Genomic DNA, 15,915 nt, shown 5'->3' on the forward strand with positions numbered 1-15,915 from the left:
AAGGCATCATTGCTATAGGATTGATTTTCCATAATCCTTCATGCACGATAAGGTTATATGTTTCGTTGTCAAAGGATAAAGTGAAATGTTTATCATCGACCTTCGTTAACACAGCACTGTTAAATTTTGCTTGAAGCTCTTTCAAGTTTCTTACCATTTCAGCCTTGATTTTGTTGGATAAAAAGTTTTCGTTTTCCTCATCTATTATTTTGGATAAAATCAGATCTAATTGGCCTTCTTCATAAACACAGAGAAATTTCAAAACATAGACGATATCATCATTTTCCAAAGCTTTAATAAGGGAGGTGAACAATTCATGAATATTGTATTGAGGGTATTTAGTCAAATCTTGTTTCACTTTTTTAAGTTTATTCAACTTTCTCTTTTTAGGCGCTTTATGAGTTAAGTCAATTTTGTTTTTGGGGAAGGAAACATCAATATGAATACACATAACTCCAATATAGTGATTGTCTGGAGTGTTAAGTGTTGTTGTTCCATCAGGTGATGTGTCTGTTTTATACATCATTGCTTCAGCAAAAGGAAATCTATTTTGCCATTGATCGCCCACTTTATACCAATTTTTATTTTTGGAGATCCTATACTTTTGTGAAATACTACCTAAAACAGCGCCGTTTCCTTTTCTAACTCTCGATAAGACGGTGTCCTTGTATTTACTTTTACGCTCATCCCAGGTTACACTATTCTTAGAATAAACGGTGTCTTGAAAGTATTTAGATTTGGGAGAATCAAACCATTCAATGCCTATAAAACATCCGTGTTCGCCAATCTGTATATGTTCACCACTTACATCAACGGTAATCCACTCATTTCCCTTTGTAGATGAAGTAATTATATTAGATTTTGTTAACTCTCTACCAGGTTTGGTCTCCAATGAATTACAGGCATAAACGTGAATTCTAAAATGTGCATCGGGATAACCTAAATCTGACACAAATACGTTGATATTCTTTAAATAACCTGTTATCGAATAATCATTCGGAATCCATGTCGCTTTTTCCTCTCCATTATTGCCGCTGCCCATGTAATCCGAAAATCTTTTCTTCGGCTTTTTGGTAATTCCCAAAGTTTTTAATTGGGTTTTAATTTTTGTAGACGAAATTATTACCTCTGTGAGATTTTGTAGAGATGGAGTTAACTCAATTTGTTTAAGCTCTACTAACTGACTCACTAATATTTTTTTACTGTGGTATCCAATACATGAAATTACAATTGAGTCTATATTTCTAAAGGATGTGTCCAAAACAAAGTAGCCCTGATAATCTGAAAGTACTCCTTTCGATTCATTCACTGATTTAATATGTGCATAAGAAACTGGCTCTTTAGATTTGGCATCTATGATTTGGTTCTGACTTATTCCAGAAAGAAGAGTTAGCGTGTAGAGTGTTAGGATTAAATATTTCATTTTAAGGGATGGGTTGGGTAGAACTAAATTATTGAATTAGTTATTGTTCTCTAACCGTTTACTTTCTTTTTTTAGTCTATTGTACCTAAAGGCTAAGTAGAAGGTGATGGCCACAAAAGTGGTTTTATAGAGGATATCGCCCAATGTCGCATAAGGTAATTCGAAGAATTTCATAGCCGCGCCCATTGTTGCCATTACAGCTCCTAGAATAAAGATGATTTTTTCGTTTTTCATGATAAGTGATCTGTTAAAGGTTTGCTTCCGTTCTACCAACTTGTTCTTTTAGGCATGGATTTTAACGGTGTACTAAAATAATAACAATTCCGTCCCAAAACGAATACAGGGTACTGAAAAAAAGGGAAAGGATTTATGTGGATTTAAAACAAGTCACAAAAAAAGCCGAAGTAAATCCGGCTCTATCTTTTTATTTTTCCTGTTTTCCCATTGAAACCATACGGACAATGTCTACACCCACTTTTACAACAATGCCCACGTTTTAGATGGTATTTTTCTGTAAATACGATGTATCCATCAGGACTTTCATAATAATCCTCCGGATCCATTTTCTTTTTTCCCGAAAACATGCTAAAATCGTCACTCATGTTTGCAAAGTTAATTGAAAATGGATATTTATCTTGTCTTCTCTCTACACAAAAGGCGCTGCAAAAACTTCTTCTACCTGACTTTTGAGTAAATCTCCACTAGTCTCTCTTTGATTTTTAAAGACATAGCCTTTTTTGGTGAGGCTGTAATCCTTTTGATATTTTGGGAATGTTTTTGCTAAACTATTAATAGCTTCTGCAACAAAAACAACCTCTTTATCAGTAAAAGTTGGATGAAAGGAGATCCTTATCCACCCAGGTTTGTTCTGTAGGGAACCACATGTAATTTCATTTTGAATTTTTTTCGAAGTGCTTTGATCAACACTTAAAAGGTAGTGCCCATAAGTTCCAGCACAAGAACAACCTCCTCTCGCTTGAATACCATACATATCATTCAGAATACGAACACCCAATTGATGCGGCAAGCCCTTAATGTTGAAAGAAATAACCCCCAACCTGGTTTTGTTTTGCTTTTCGTAAATAATGATGTTCTCATTTTTATCTATCGTTTTCCAAAATAATTCCATGATTTCCTCTTCGCGTTGAAGAATATTTTCTACCCCCATTTCTTCCTTTAAAGCAATACACATGGCAGTTCGAATGGTTTGTAAGAAAGCAGGTGTTCCGCCATCTTCACGTTCTTCTATGTCATCGAAATAGGCTCTTCCTTGCCAAGGATCTGTAAATTGCACAGTCCCTCCACCAGGATGATCTGGAATATGGTTATGATAAAGTTTTTGATTAAAAATCAATACACCAGAGCTACCTGGACCTCCTAAGAATTTATGGGGCGAAAACATGAGGGCGTCTAAATACCTGCCTTGTGCATCATTTTCATGCATATTTATGTTGACATAGGGAGCCGAGCAGGCAAAATCAGCAAAAATAACCCCTCCATGATTATGTATGGTCTGAGCAATATCCATTAAAGGAGTAAGGACACCTGTTACGTTAGAACATGCACTAATGGCGGCAATTTTCAGTTTTCTATTTTTATATTTTTCAATCTTCCTTTCGAAATCGTCAAAATCAAAGATACCTTTTTCACAAGGTGCAATGACCTCAACATCGGCAATGGTTTCTAGCCAACTCGTATGGTTCGAATGATGCTCTAAATGTGTAACAAAAACAATAGGCCTATCATTTTCTTCTATTTCTAATAAGGATTTAAAGCGTTCGTGAAGCTTAATCCCTAAAATTCGCTGCAATTTATTCACAGCACCCGTCATTCCGCTGCCACAATTAATTAAAACATCCTCATTTGAAGCGTTAACGTGCGCTTTAATTTTTTTTCTTGCAACGTGGTAAGCGTGGGTCATATACAAACCTGTATCACTCGTTTCTGTATGCGTATTGGCTACAAAAGGAAGCAACTCTTCTTGAATTCTATCCTCTATGGGTGCAAACGATCGCCCACTAGCTGTCCAATCTGCGTATAATATTGGTATACTTTTATGATAAGGAGTTGAGATTCTCTGTTGAATTCCAGTGATGTTTTTACGGTAAGACATGAAATACCGCTCTAAAGTCTTGGTTTTAAATAGCATGAATGTAGTAAGTAGTTAATTCGTTTATCAATAAAATAGCTCTAATGAAATTAATAAAAATCCCTCGCTTTTCAGATTAGTAAACGTATTTTTGTTTTAAAGCAATTATTATGTTAGGAATTCAAGTTTCTCCTTTGGAAGAGTTTCGTTATCACAGCAAAGAAGAAAACCTTTGTTTAGAGTTTTACATTAAACGAGATGACTTGATACATCCTATCGTATCTGGAAATAAATGGAGGAAACTCAAATACTCTATTGCGAAAGCTGAACAAAATAAAAATGAGGCAATTTTAACCTTTGGTGGAGCATTGAGTAATCATCTTGTAGCAACTGCTGCAGCTTGTAAGGAGGTTGGCTTAAAATCTATAGGTTATGTAAGGGGGGAAGAATTAAATGAACATTCTAATCCTACTTTACAACAATGTGCCGAATTAGGCATGGAACTACACTTTATTACCCGAGAGGAGTATAATTTAAAAAATGAAAAGTTCTATACAGATGAACTTCACATCGAGCACCCAAACGTATATATTGTTCCAGAAGGTGGGGCCAATTACTATGGTATTATAGGCTGTTCAGAAATAATAGGAGAGCTTCCCGAAGATGTGAGTGACATTTTTGTAAGTGCAGGAACAGGTACAACAGCCGCCGGACTTTTGATGGGAAGTAGAGCACATCAAACCATACATATAGTTTCTGCTTTAAAAGGGGAGTGGATGGAAGAAGAAGTTAAAAAACTCCTGATGTATAGTTTATTCGATGAAGAAGCAGTAGACGAACTTATGCAGCGTGCACATTTCATTTACGATGCGCACTGCGGAGGATACGCGAAAACAAATCCAGAACTTATTGAATTTATTCAAAAGGTTTATCAACAAACTGGGGTGAAGTTAGATCCTGTATATACTGGTAAATCGATGTTGTGGATAAAACATAATTGGAAACAATGTTCACCCACCGGTAGATTGGTATTCCTTCATACAGGCGGTGTACAGGGTGCTACTTTTATGCAAGAAAAATTAGCCGTAAATTTATATCCAGAGTCATGACAGAAGAGCACCAAAAACATCTAGAACATTATCAAATGCTCCTGGAGGATTTTTCTCCGGGTTTGTTACTGAATCCTAGTATTCGAAACCCTTTAGCAGGTGCTGCAGCTCATTCTGAAGACGGCTTTGATGACGTCCGCATCACTTTTAACATAGTTTTTAAGGAAAAAAACTATCACATTAAATTCATTTCTAATTCTGAAACGATAATTATTACGGAAGCTGATTTGGGGTTTTCTTTTTCATTAGCCATTAAACAGATTCCGAAGTATGTAAGAGGACTTTACAAGCGCAATTTACTTTATGCGGGGAATAAGTTTCATCGTATGCATGTTCACGCTTCACATCCTTTAGATATTGAAGTTTTAAAACCAAAGTTGGTGAGATTATGTGCTCATTCACCCTGCGTACAAATTCAAAACATTAGAGCGCACGCCAATAGTCAGGTCTTAGAGCCTAAAAAGGAAAGTTTAGTTTTGGATTTGAAAGCGCTACCGAAAAACAAAGAGGAAATGCTTGAGATACTTACAGCTTTTGATTTCATCTCCAACAATACATCCACTTTATCTTAAAGCCTTGTAAGCTTCTTCTCGGCTTAATTCTTTTACCTCACCTATTTTCAAACCTTCCAAAAGAATTTCACCTAAAGAAATGCGTAATAAACGTAGGGTAGGAAATCCTACAGCAGCAGTCATTTTACGTACCTGTCTATTTTTCCCTTCTGTAAGTTCTAATTCTATCCAAGAAGTTGGTATATTTTGTCGAACTCTTATAGGAGGATCTCTTTCTTCGATAGCTGGTTGAGGAACAATTTTACATTTTGCAGGTGCTACTCGATAAGCTTTTCCTTTGTGCTTGATTTGAATGGAACCGTTTTGCAATTGTGTTACCGCCTCTGAAGTTATAGCTCCATCCACTTGAACTAAATATTTTTTAGCTTTCTTTTTTGAAGGATTTAACACTTTGTCTTTTAAACGATTATCATTGGTAAGTAAAAGTAAGCCTTCAGAGTCTTTATCTAACCTACCCACTGAATAAACATCCTTTGGATAGTCATAAAAGTCGCCCAATAAGCTATCACTTTCTTCACCTGTAAACTGACAAAGCGTACCAAAAGGTTTGTTAAAAATAAAGTATTTATGTTCCATTTCAGAGACAAAATTAAGCTTATAATCGGAATGGCGAACAAGAAGTTTATCACTTATTATAGCCAAATTTTCGTTAAAATGGATACTTTTGTCGTGGCCAAAACCATGGCTTATTACAAAACCGTGTTTAATAAGAATAAATGAAAACAATAAACGTAAACGATCTTAAAACCTTACAGCAACAACAATCACCTATTATAATTGACGTTAGGGAAACTTACGAATACAACATTTGCAAAATAGAAGGCGCTGTAAATATTCCAATGGGTGAGATTACGGAGCGTGTAGATGAGCTGGAGAGAGAAGAGGCTGTATATGTTTGTTGTAAATCAGGTAAAAGAGCCGAAGCCGTTTGTAATTTATTGATTACAGATTACGGATTTGAAAATTTAGTACTGATAGAAGGTGGAGTAGAGGCCTACGCTAAAGAAATTGACAATAGCTTAGAATTATACTAAGATGAAAGAACGTAACCTACTGCAATATTTAATGGTGAGTTTAAGAGGACTTGCTATGGGAGCTGCTGATGCAGTTCCAGGTGTATCTGGTGGAACCATAGCCTTTATTACAGGTATTTATGAAGAGTTGATTGCGAGTTTGGGAAACATCAATCTTGCAGCATTTAAAGTTTTGAAAACGGACGGTTTAAAAGCTTTCTGGAAACACATTAATGGTAATTTCTTCGTTGCCCTTTTTGGAGGAATTGCAGTAAGTTTAATTACACTGTCACGTGTAATCGTTGGACTTTTAGAACATTACCCGGTGTTATTATGGTCTTTCTTTTTCGGACTGGTTATTGCCAGTACAATTTTGATCTTAAAGACAATTAAAACATGGAACTTAGCTAATGTTCTCGGACTTCTAGTAGGAGTTGTGATTGCTGGATATATTTCTTTAGCGCAGAACACCGCTGGTCAAGCACAAGAATACTGGTATATCTTTTTAAGTGGAGCCATTGCTATTTGTGCCATGATACTACCGGGAATTAGTGGAGCCTTTATTCTGGTATTGATGGGGAGTTATGCCACAGCCATGAATGGATTGAAAACATTAGACCTAACGCTAATCGCGGTTTTTGCCAGCGGTTGTTTGGTAGGACTTTTAAGTTTTTCGAAGTTACTGAAGTATCTTTTTGCAAATTTTAAAAACCTTACCTTGGCACTTTTAAGTGGATTCTTATTGGGATCTCTCTTGAAAATATGGCCATGGAAAAATAATATTAGTGACGTCCCTTACCTCGTTCATTCTGATGGTAGAGCAGAGTTTATGCAAACAAATGTTTTGCCTCAAAATTACATAGGGGATAGTCAATTAACACTCGCAATACTCTTGGTATTAGCAGGATTAGCTTTGATTTTGTTGATGGATAGGTTTGCACCAAAAGAAACATCGTGAAAAATTACGGACTCATAGGTAGAACACTTAAACACAGCTTTTCAAAAGATTTTTTTACAGAGAAATTTATCAAAGAAAACACAGACGCCACCTACCACAATTTTGAAATCGCCGACATCAAAGAAGTTAAGGAAATCCTTTCCAGAGGTGATATCAACGGACTTAACGTAACCATTCCCTACAAAGAAGCCATCTTACCCTTTTTGGATGACGTTTCGGAGGAAGCAAAGCAAATAGGAGCCGTGAACACAATTACCTTCAACAATGGTAAAGTAGTGGGGCATAACACCGATGCTTATGGTTTTGCACGAAGCATTAAACCTTTCTTAAAGAATACGCATCACAGAGCGTTGATTTTGGGAACAGGTGGAGCTGCCAAGGCCGTGGCGCATGTATTAGAAAACATTGGATTAGATGTACTTTTTGTTTCAAGAGAACCTGAAAATGAAGAGCACTTTACGTATTCAGCAATCAATTCCTTTATGGTTCAGGCCTGTGGATTAATTGTAAATACTACACCGGTAGGAATGTATCCTAATGTTGCGGATATGCCTGAATTTCCAACACAATATTTAACAAAAGACCATTTAGTGGTAGACCTTATCTACAATCCCGAAAAAACGAGATTCTTAGAAGAAGCTGAAAAGCAAGGAGCTGAAATTTTAAATGGCCTAAGCATGTTAAAAGAACAAGCTTTAAAAGCATACGATTTGTGGAATAATAACTAATTTCAAGTTATTATTTTTTCACAATGGATCCACGTTTATTTAAGATTGGTGTTATCGTAGTAGCTTGTATTATTCTACAGGCAGTATTGAATCGTGTACTTGTAAGGATTGCGTTAAAATTTGGTATACAAAAAGAAAGACGCAAACTTATCAATAAAGCCATAAACCTTGTACTCTACATTATAGCTATCGTATTGATCTTGATGATTTACTCCATGGATCAATCTAATTTATGGGTGTATATATCATCTTTTCTAACAGTATTAGGAGTCGCTTTTGTGGCGCAATGGTCCTTACTTAGTAACATTACCGCAGCTGTACTTTTATTTGTAAATCATCCTGTAAAAATTGGGGATGAAATTGAAATAATGGACAAGGAGTATCCGGTAAAAGGAAAGGTAAGTGATATAGGTTTATTCTTTCTACACATCAGAATTTCTGAATATGAAAAGGTAACATTACCCAATTCTGTAGTGTTGAATAAAATGGTAAAAGTGATCTCTGAAGAGCGTCCTTAATCTAAATTTACCCTTGTACACTACATTTTGTGCATAGAACCTGTGGCTAAGGATTCTCCACACTAAATAATTTCCTATTTTTGCAGCAAATATTAAGAGAACATGGCTTTAAAATGTGGAATAGTTGGACTTCCTAATGTTGGGAAATCTACTTTATTTAACTGTTTGTCTAACGCAAAGGCGCAATCGGCAAACTTTCCATTTTGTACTATAGAACCTAACGTTGGAACCATTTCAGTTCCAGATCCAAGATTAGAGAAATTAGAAGAATTGGTAAATCCAGAGCGCGTTGTACCAACGACAATGGAGATTGTAGATATAGCAGGATTGGTAAAAGGTGCTTCTAAAGGTGAAGGACTTGGAAACCAGTTTTTGGCAAACATTAGAGAAACAGATGCGATTATTCACGTATTGAGATGTTTTGATGATGGAAATATTGTTCACGTTGATGGTTCTGTAGATCCTATTAGAGATAAAGAGGTAATCGACTACGAATTGCAATTGAAAGATTTAGAAACGATAGAAAAGAAAATTACTTCTTTGGCACGTGTTATCAAATCTGGAGATAAAGATGCAATCAAAGAAAACGAGACTGCAATTCGTGTAAAAGAATGTTTAGAGTCTGGTAATTCAGTACGTTCTTTGGACTTTGATGAAAAAGAGGAAGCATTTGTAAAAGGATTCCATTTGATTACTGCTAAGCCAGTAATGTACTTGTGTAATGTAGATGAGTCTTCTGTTGTTAACGGAAACAAATATGTAGACCAAGTAAAAGAGGCAGTGAAGGATGAAGATGCTCAAGTTCTTTTAATTGGTGCTAAGATAGAAGCTGATATTACTGAATTAGAGACATACGACGAACGTCAAATGTTCTTGGATGAATTAGGATTAGAGGAGCCAGGTGTGAACCGTTTGATTCGTTCTGCTTACAAATTATTGAACTTAGACACTTACTTTACTGCAGGTGTTAAAGAAGTAAGAGCATGGACAATTAAGAAGGGAATGACAGCACCTCAAGCGGCTGGTGTTATTCACACTGACTTCGAAAAAGGATTCATTAGAGCAGAGGTGATGAAGTATGAAGACTTTACTACTTTAGGTTCTGAAAATGCAGTAAAAGACGCTGGTAAGTTTAGAGTTGAAGGTAAAGAATATGTTGTTGAAGACGGAGACATTATGCACTTTAGATTCAATGTTTAATTTAGATTTCTAGAGATCTAGATACCTAGAGGACTAGATGGCAAGGAAGATTAAAAGACAGTAAATTTTTAGACGGTTAGACCGCTAGTATATATTAAAAAGCGTTCAATCTTTTCTGGGTTGGACGCTTTTTTTATGCCCTAAAAACTCCATACTCACACTCAATACTGTATTTTCCGTTAGGGATAGAAAGGGTAGCTTATTGAAGTTGCTTCTTAGTTATACTTGAGCTACCAGAGCGCCCCGAGAAGCTTTGGTAGCTTTTAGTAGAACCTAGAAGCAAAGAAAAAACTACAACTGCATAGCCCGTAAAAACGGCCTTATTCGTCGCCATAAACCTTTTTTAACCGCAAAGATTTTCGCAATTTAGGAGTCGCAAAAAAATACTATGCTTTCTAAAGAAATACCTGGTCCTAAAGGAAAACCCATAATTGGTAATATGTTGGATGTAGACATTGATAATCTGCACAACCAACTCAGTGATTGGGTGGATGAATACGGTGATGTTTTTAATCTAAATTTAGGCTTATCTAACCTTTTGATTGTTGCTAAACCTTCGATGATTGATTACGTTCAAAAGAACAGACCGCGTTTATTTCGTCGTATGGATAAGCTCAATAACGTGCTGGAAGAAGAAGGTATTTCTGGTGTGTTTAATGCAGAAGGCGAACGCTGGAAACAACATCGAGGGATGGTGGCAAAAGGCTTGGATATTAAGCATCAGATTGCATTTTTTCCCTGGATGATGAAAGTAACCGATAGGTTGTTGCACAAATGGCAAAAAGATGCCGAACAATTGCGTTCTTTTTCTATTCAAGATGATTTTTTGCGCTATACGGTTGACGTAAGTACTAACCTTGCTTTTGGTAAGGAGATGAATACCTTGGAAGAACGTAAAGGTGCCATACAAGATGATATGGAAAAGGTATTTCCAATGATTTTTAAACGCATTAACCAACCGATTCCATGGTACAAATGGTTTAGAACGAAAGCGGATAAAGAATATAATGCTGCCACAGATAGATTACAAGAGTTTGTAGATGATGTGATTAGCAGTACAAAGCAGCGACTCAATGCACAGCCGGAGCTAAAGGAGAATCCTCAGAATTTTTTAGAGGCCATTATTGTAGCAGCTGAGGAGGATCAGCAATTTAATGACGAGGACATACGCAGTAATTTGTTGACTTTATTGTTAGCAGGAGAAGATACCACGGCACATACCTTAACATGGGCTATTACACTATTGGATAAGCAAACAGAAGTAATCGCTAAGGCTAGGGAAGAGGTAGATCGTGTTTTGGGGGATGATAATGTAGTAACGCGTTTTGAGCAATTACAGCAATTGGAATATGTAGGTGCTGTAATTAATGAAGTTATGCGTCTAAAACCTGTAGCACCCATAACTTTATATCAACCCAATGAGGATGTGGAGATAGAAGGAATAGAAATAAAAAAGGACAGTAGGATGCTTCTCCATTTGAGAAAAAGTGCTACAATGGAAGAACATTTTAGTAGAGCAGGGGAGTTTGTACCAGAAAGATGGATGAAGACAAAAAGTAAATGTCCTGTGCATAATACTACTGCATATAATCCTTTCGGTGGTGGACCGAGATACTGTCCTGGAGCCAATTTAGCCCTAACAGAAATGAAATTAGTTTTGGCCATGCTCTTCAAAAATTTTGATTTTGAATTGACGACGCCAGCCGAGGATATTAAGGAGATCATGGCCTTTACGATGATGGCGAGTGATTTTGAGGTGAAATTCACACAACGTAACAAACAATAAAAGCCAATAGACGTTTAAAGATTATGAAAGTTTTATTAGTAGCAATGACCTTGTTAGGTATTATGTTAAATAGCGATATGAAAACACTACACGATTACACTGTAAAAGATATTACAGGTGAAGATTTTGATTTATCAAGTTTAAAAGGAAAGAAGGTAATGGTTGTAAATACAGCCTCAGAATGTGGTTTAACCCCGCAATATGAACAATTACAGGAACTATATGCGTATTACAAAGACTCGAACTTTACGATTATAGGTTTTCCTTCCAATGATTTTGGTAAACAAGAGCCTGGAAGTAATGATGAAATTCAAGAATTCTGTAAACTAAACTACGGTGTAGAATTTCCTATGATGTCTAAGGTTGTTGTAAAAGGAGACAACAAGGCAGACGTCTACAAATTTTTAACGGAGAAAGATTTGAACGGATTAGAAGATTCTGAAGTACAATGGAATTTTCAGAAGTATTTGATAGATGAAGCAGGAAAGCTTGTAAGAGTAGTTTCTCCACAAATTTTACCGAATGATTCTACGATTATAGATTGGATAGAAGGATAAGTAGATAGTTTTAATTAAAAGTATTAAAAGGGAGGATTTGAAGGATTCTCCCTAATCACAAATAACCCTATTTAACATAATATTAATTATAAGACATAAGTTGTATTCAATATTTATGGGCTATTTAACAATATATTTACCGATTGATGCTATTTCGCCTTTATTAAGAACTACAAACAACTCTTACAGAAATCTCTTTTTAAGACTTCATGTCGCTGTATTTGGAAATATTCATCCAACCACTTACAGTAACGCGTTTTATTCGCATTTTTAGCAGCCATGAAATAACTGATGTAATCTAGATCTGGCAAACTTTCTTTTACCAAATAAGCTGTTTCTGCTAAAACGAAAATTCCATTTTCAGTCAACAATCCTTGTTTGTAGTAATAATCCAAAAGTTCAACGCTGATCTTAAATTCATGAAAGTAATTACAAAACAAAGCAAGTTCTAGTGCCTCTTGAGCATTAAGATTAGAAGATTTTGCTCTTTTTACGATTTCTTTAAAAAATACCTTTTCCTTTTTCCAATCATTAATTGCATTGTAACGGTGTATACCCGCAAGCAAAACATTTAATTCCAGTCGGTTTAATATTAGCGTATCGATATCCTCTCTACTCCTCAATAGCTCCATATAACCAAGTATTAGCGCAGGACTTGGAGTATTGGCTACATTTTCTAACGACATACTAAAAGCGTGCTTTCCATACCAATATTGCGTGAGAAAATGGATATAATTAAACAATTGATAAGTATTATTTGTATCTACCTTTTTCACAAAATTTTCAACGCTTAATGAGTCATAATAGATTCCTGAATTATACATACTCCCAATATTCAATAAATTGGTTTTAAGGCGTTCCTCTGTATATAAACTATCAAAGATAGATGAGTTTAAAACTTGCCTGTTTTCAATTTGTTCCGGTAACAGTATTTGCCAAGGCAGGTTTCTTACACTTAAAGTAGAGTCGAAATACTTACTAAATAAGTATTTTTCCTGGGTATTCACTTCTAACTCTTTGTCTATGTAAGCGTGTAAATAACAAACTCTTTGGGCATACAGTAAAGAGTCGTAAAAATCAGAAGGATGACGTTTTAAATAAGATTTAATCTCTGGTTTAGTTAATCCTTTTAATTCATTTATATTCAAGTCGTTAATCTGTTTGTACATCATGTCCCAATTTTCAGTGAGAACATAATTAATACGCGGTTTGTATGTTCTTAAATAATTCCCTAATACCTTCTCTATTGCCTCTTTTCTGGCAGATAACAATTGTTCATTGAACCAAGTTTTTCCTTCAACAGAGGCGTATACTTCTACCCAAATTGTATCATAGAGATGGTAATAATCTTGAAAAACTTTCATCCCGTAAGAATTAAAAAAGCGAAGAGTACTATCACTCCTTAAAAAAGGAAATGGAGCCACCAAACTATCTTTAACCAGCACCGTATCTGGATTTCCATCTAATTCAATATCTCTGCTATAATCGATAAAAGGCTCAATGTCTAATAAGGGATAAATTCCCGTACTTAAACGGGTTGGAATAGTATAATCACACAGCTTATTATCATTTATCACAATAATATTAGCTGACCATTGTTTGTCTTTTAAATACGTAGGCACCTCTCCTATTTTCGTTTTTAATTTATAAGGATTTCCAGAAATATCGTTTTTTAGTAAATCATAGTTATAAATGGGACGTTGCATTTCTCCATCGTACACATCAGAAAGGTGTAATTGATTTTCTTGATCGCATGGAAACTGCTCTCTTAGTACTATATCCACTGCAAATCCATCGTTAGGTGCATGGATTACACCTTTGAAAAACTCCATGTCGTGATATACAAGGTATATTTCATTACCGATAATCTGTGTATGATTACCAAAGAACATGGTTTCGTATAAATGTTCTTGCGTTTTACAATTGAATTCTGCCTTGCGCACCCCCCAGGATAAATCCGGATGATCAAATTCGTTGGGTAATTCTATCTCGTCAGAAGAAAAAACTTGCGTACTATAATATCTATTTTTGGTAGAAAAAAGGCTCACCCCCATTTTTGTAAAATTGGGATTGATCATGTTTTGATAATGCGCAGGAGAATTTTTCCATTCTAAAAAGAAAAGTAAGGCTAAGGAATCCGGGGTTAGATTTTCCTTCTTCGCTTTCTCACGAAATGCTACATTTTCGCCTGCATAAGTTCTATTTCCTTGGTGAAATAAAATGCGTTCTGAAGGTGTTTCTTTCCCAAAAGTAGGTTGAAAATGGGTAAGCTTTCCAGCATTCTTAAGAAAGTAGTTTTGATCATCTGCAGCTAAATTCAATGTTTGATCTAATTCAAGTGGTGCTAACTTTAAACTATCTCTTAATGTGTTAACTTCCTCCAAAAGTGCTTTTTGATAGGCTGTAAATGAATTTTGACCAATACCAAGGAAAGTTATTAGTACAAGTAGAGTGGTTAAGAATTTTTTCATTTTTTATCGCTCATTAAAGCCCTTCCCCATTTTAATTTTAGGTATGCACTTTTCGATTCTTGAATATTTTGTTTTCTCTTGTTTGGCGCCGTTGATATGAAAGATATAGCTTTTTTGTCGACCCGGAGTTAAAGCAAAAAACGCGGCTTCTAAATCAGGGAACTTTTTAAAACTCTCGGTTAATTCTAATGGAATATCTAGCTCTTTTTTGGTCTCTACCTTTTTGCCGGCAAGTTCATTTTCTGCCGCTTCGAGAATATAAGCTCTGAGTACATCCTGGTTCTTTTCTATTTGAGCTAAATCCGTTACTTTAAAGATTCTGCTCACCTCTGCGTTCTCCCCTACTTTACTTAACAGCTTGGCGTCATCTTTTAATAAAGCTCCTTGAAAAAAATTAAGGGAGCAATATGCCTTGAAGGCAGAGATAATCAATACATTTTTTCCTTTAATGGTGTAGCAAGGTACTCCCCATTTGCATTCTTCCTCCAAACCGCACGATTTAACAAGGCTTCTAAGGGCAGCCAATTCTTTCGACCATTTGTGCACCTTACATTCTGGTGTTGCTCCTTTTGAACAGCGTAAGCATCCTTCAGTGAAATATAAATCGACGTTTTTTTGCATGAAAATAAATTTACTTCATCTAAAATAGTAAAATCCATCCTTTAAGGAAGAGATGATATTACGAAAAGCGGTCACTTCTAAGATGACCGCTTTTTTTATCTTTTCACGTTAATTAGGAATCACAAAAAAAACGGAGGACTTTCACTTAGAAAATCCTCCGTTTAATCACTTTTAAATATTACCTATTTCTTAACGATTCTGAAGGTTTTTAGTAAGCCTTCAGAATTTTGTAATTCAATTAAAAATGTTCCGCTTGGATAATCAATCATATTGATTTCTTTTGATTGACCTTCAGCTATTTTATTTCCAACCAAATCAAAAACTACATAAGTAATTTGATTTTCGCTGCTTTGAATGTTTATCATTCCAGTAGTTGGATTCGGGTATACATTCCAATCTAAGGTTAATGCATTTTCCGTACTTGCACAATCTGTAACATTAATTTCAATTGTCGATTCACATCCACCAGCATTACTAACAATACAGGTGTAAATACCTGCAGTATCAGCAGTTATAGTTTGTGTATCTTCACCGGTATTCCAAAGGTAAGTTTGGTATCCACTCCCCGCGTCAATTACTATTGGTCCGTCACAAACATTGGTGTCAGGAATTGTATTTACAACAGGAGCATCTATAGGTGAAAAGTTATTTTCTTCAAGCAATTTCTGTATTTTTGGGGTTGATTTTCTCACAAATAGGCACATGACATTGGTTCCCTGAAATAAATTCGAATAAACTGTGGCATTGCTTGGTATATTTTCCCTTATATTATCGATATCTTTAACAAAACCTACAAAATGGATCATTCCTTTTGTATCTAAGTCTTCAGGGAGCTTGACCAATTCTAAAGATTTTTTTATTGACTTGCTG

At 35.5% G+C, this 15,915-nt stretch carries 17 protein-coding genes; 9 read left to right on the top strand and 8 right to left on the bottom strand.

The window, feature by feature from the left end:
• From AC22ZQ_RS05955 to AC22ZQ_RS05970, 4 genes are all read right to left on the bottom strand, one after another.
• Positions 1-1,423 (bottom strand): carboxypeptidase-like regulatory domain-containing protein (locus tag AC22ZQ_RS05955; RefSeq protein ID WP_318957868.1); only part of this gene is annotated, 1,423 nt, incomplete at its 3' end.
• 36 nt (positions 1,424-1,459) lie between these two features.
• Positions 1,460-1,657: a hypothetical protein gene (locus tag AC22ZQ_RS05960; protein ID WP_318957869.1), complete on the bottom strand. Its 198-nt coding sequence runs from the start codon at positions 1,655-1,657 to the stop codon at positions 1,460-1,462.
• A gap of 182 nt (positions 1,658-1,839) precedes the next feature.
• Positions 1,840-2,025 carry a C1orf53 family protein gene (locus tag AC22ZQ_RS05965; RefSeq protein ID WP_318957870.1) on the bottom strand — a complete coding sequence of 62 codons (186 nt, stop codon included), beginning with the start codon at positions 2,023-2,025 and terminating at the stop codon, positions 1,840-1,842.
• A 44-nt stretch (positions 2,026-2,069) separates the two neighbouring features.
• Positions 2,070-3,572 (bottom strand): aminotransferase class V-fold PLP-dependent enzyme, encoded by a 1,503-nt coding sequence (locus AC22ZQ_RS05970; RefSeq protein ID WP_318957871.1) that lies wholly within the window; start codon positions 3,570-3,572, stop codon positions 2,070-2,072.
• Positions 3,573-3,682: 110 nt separating this feature from the next.
• Here AC22ZQ_RS05970 and AC22ZQ_RS05975 point away from each other — a divergent pair, with 110 nt between their 5' ends.
• Both AC22ZQ_RS05975 and AC22ZQ_RS05980 read left to right on the top strand, forming a co-directional pair.
• Entirely contained in the window at positions 3,683-4,621 is a 939-nt protein-coding gene (locus AC22ZQ_RS05975; RefSeq protein WP_318957872.1) for a 1-aminocyclopropane-1-carboxylate deaminase/D-cysteine desulfhydrase, read from the top strand.
• Positions 4,618-5,193 (top strand): hypothetical protein, encoded by a 576-nt coding sequence (locus tag AC22ZQ_RS05980; protein WP_318957873.1) that lies wholly within the window; start codon positions 4,618-4,620, stop codon positions 5,191-5,193. The genes AC22ZQ_RS05975 and AC22ZQ_RS05980 overlap by 4 nt, the downstream gene beginning before the upstream one ends.
• Here AC22ZQ_RS05980 and AC22ZQ_RS05985 read toward each other — a convergent pair.
• A complete protein-coding gene (locus AC22ZQ_RS05985; protein WP_318957874.1) occupies positions 5,185-5,919 on the bottom strand; it encodes a pseudouridine synthase in 735 nt (244 codons plus the stop codon). The two genes, AC22ZQ_RS05980 and AC22ZQ_RS05985, sit on opposite strands and share 9 nt — an antisense overlap.
• Here AC22ZQ_RS05985 and AC22ZQ_RS05990 point away from each other — a divergent pair.
• The 7 genes from AC22ZQ_RS05990 to AC22ZQ_RS06020 all read left to right on the top strand — a co-directional run bounded on the left by AC22ZQ_RS05990 (position 5,910) and on the right by AC22ZQ_RS06020 (position 11,953).
• Positions 5,910-6,227 carry a rhodanese-like domain-containing protein gene (locus tag AC22ZQ_RS05990; protein WP_318957875.1) on the top strand — a complete coding sequence of 106 codons (318 nt, stop codon included), beginning with the start codon at positions 5,910-5,912 and terminating at the stop codon, positions 6,225-6,227. The genes AC22ZQ_RS05985 and AC22ZQ_RS05990 overlap by 10 nt on opposite strands.
• A 1-nt stretch (position 6,228) precedes the next feature.
• Positions 6,229-7,164, top strand: coding sequence for a DUF368 domain-containing protein (locus AC22ZQ_RS05995; protein ID WP_318957876.1), 936 nt, complete (start codon positions 6,229-6,231; stop codon positions 7,162-7,164).
• Positions 7,161-7,892, top strand: a complete 732-nt coding sequence (locus AC22ZQ_RS06000; RefSeq protein ID WP_318957877.1) for a shikimate dehydrogenase family protein — start codon at positions 7,161-7,163, stop codon at positions 7,890-7,892. The genes AC22ZQ_RS05995 and AC22ZQ_RS06000 overlap by 4 nt, the downstream gene beginning before the upstream one ends.
• 23 nt (positions 7,893-7,915) lie before the next feature.
• Positions 7,916-8,410 carry a mechanosensitive ion channel domain-containing protein gene (locus AC22ZQ_RS06005; RefSeq protein ID WP_318957878.1) on the top strand — a complete coding sequence of 165 codons (495 nt, stop codon included), beginning with the start codon at positions 7,916-7,918 and terminating at the stop codon, positions 8,408-8,410.
• 102 nt (positions 8,411-8,512) lie between these two features.
• A complete protein-coding gene (gene ychF / locus AC22ZQ_RS06010) occupies positions 8,513-9,610 on the top strand; it encodes a redox-regulated ATPase YchF (RefSeq protein WP_318957879.1) in 1,098 nt (365 codons plus the stop codon).
• Between the two features lie 388 nt (positions 9,611-9,998).
• Positions 9,999-11,396, top strand: coding sequence for a cytochrome P450 (locus tag AC22ZQ_RS06015; RefSeq protein WP_318957880.1), 1,398 nt, complete (start codon positions 9,999-10,001; stop codon positions 11,394-11,396).
• A 62-nt stretch (positions 11,397-11,458) separates the two neighbouring features.
• Positions 11,459-11,953 (top strand): glutathione peroxidase, encoded by a 495-nt coding sequence (locus AC22ZQ_RS06020; protein WP_413468673.1) that lies wholly within the window; start codon positions 11,459-11,461, stop codon positions 11,951-11,953.
• 170 nt (positions 11,954-12,123) lie between these two features.
• Here AC22ZQ_RS06020 and AC22ZQ_RS06025 read toward each other — a convergent pair whose 3' ends face one another.
• The 3 genes from AC22ZQ_RS06025 to AC22ZQ_RS06035 form a co-directional block, all read right to left on the bottom strand.
• Positions 12,124-14,424 carry a CAP domain-containing protein gene (locus AC22ZQ_RS06025; protein WP_318957882.1) on the bottom strand — a complete coding sequence of 767 codons (2,301 nt, stop codon included), beginning with the start codon at positions 14,422-14,424 and terminating at the stop codon, positions 12,124-12,126.
• A 3-nt stretch (positions 14,425-14,427) separates the two neighbouring features.
• The gene (locus tag AC22ZQ_RS06030; protein ID WP_318957883.1) at positions 14,428-15,045 is read right to left on the bottom strand and encodes a YdeI/OmpD-associated family protein; all 618 of its coding nucleotides are present in this window, start codon (positions 15,043-15,045) and stop codon (positions 14,428-14,430) included.
• Positions 15,046-15,227: 182 nt separating this feature from the next.
• Positions 15,228-15,915 (bottom strand): T9SS type A sorting domain-containing protein (locus tag AC22ZQ_RS06035; protein WP_318957884.1); only part of this gene is annotated, 688 nt, incomplete at its 5' end.

Source organism: Lishizhenia sp., assembly GCF_057456495.1.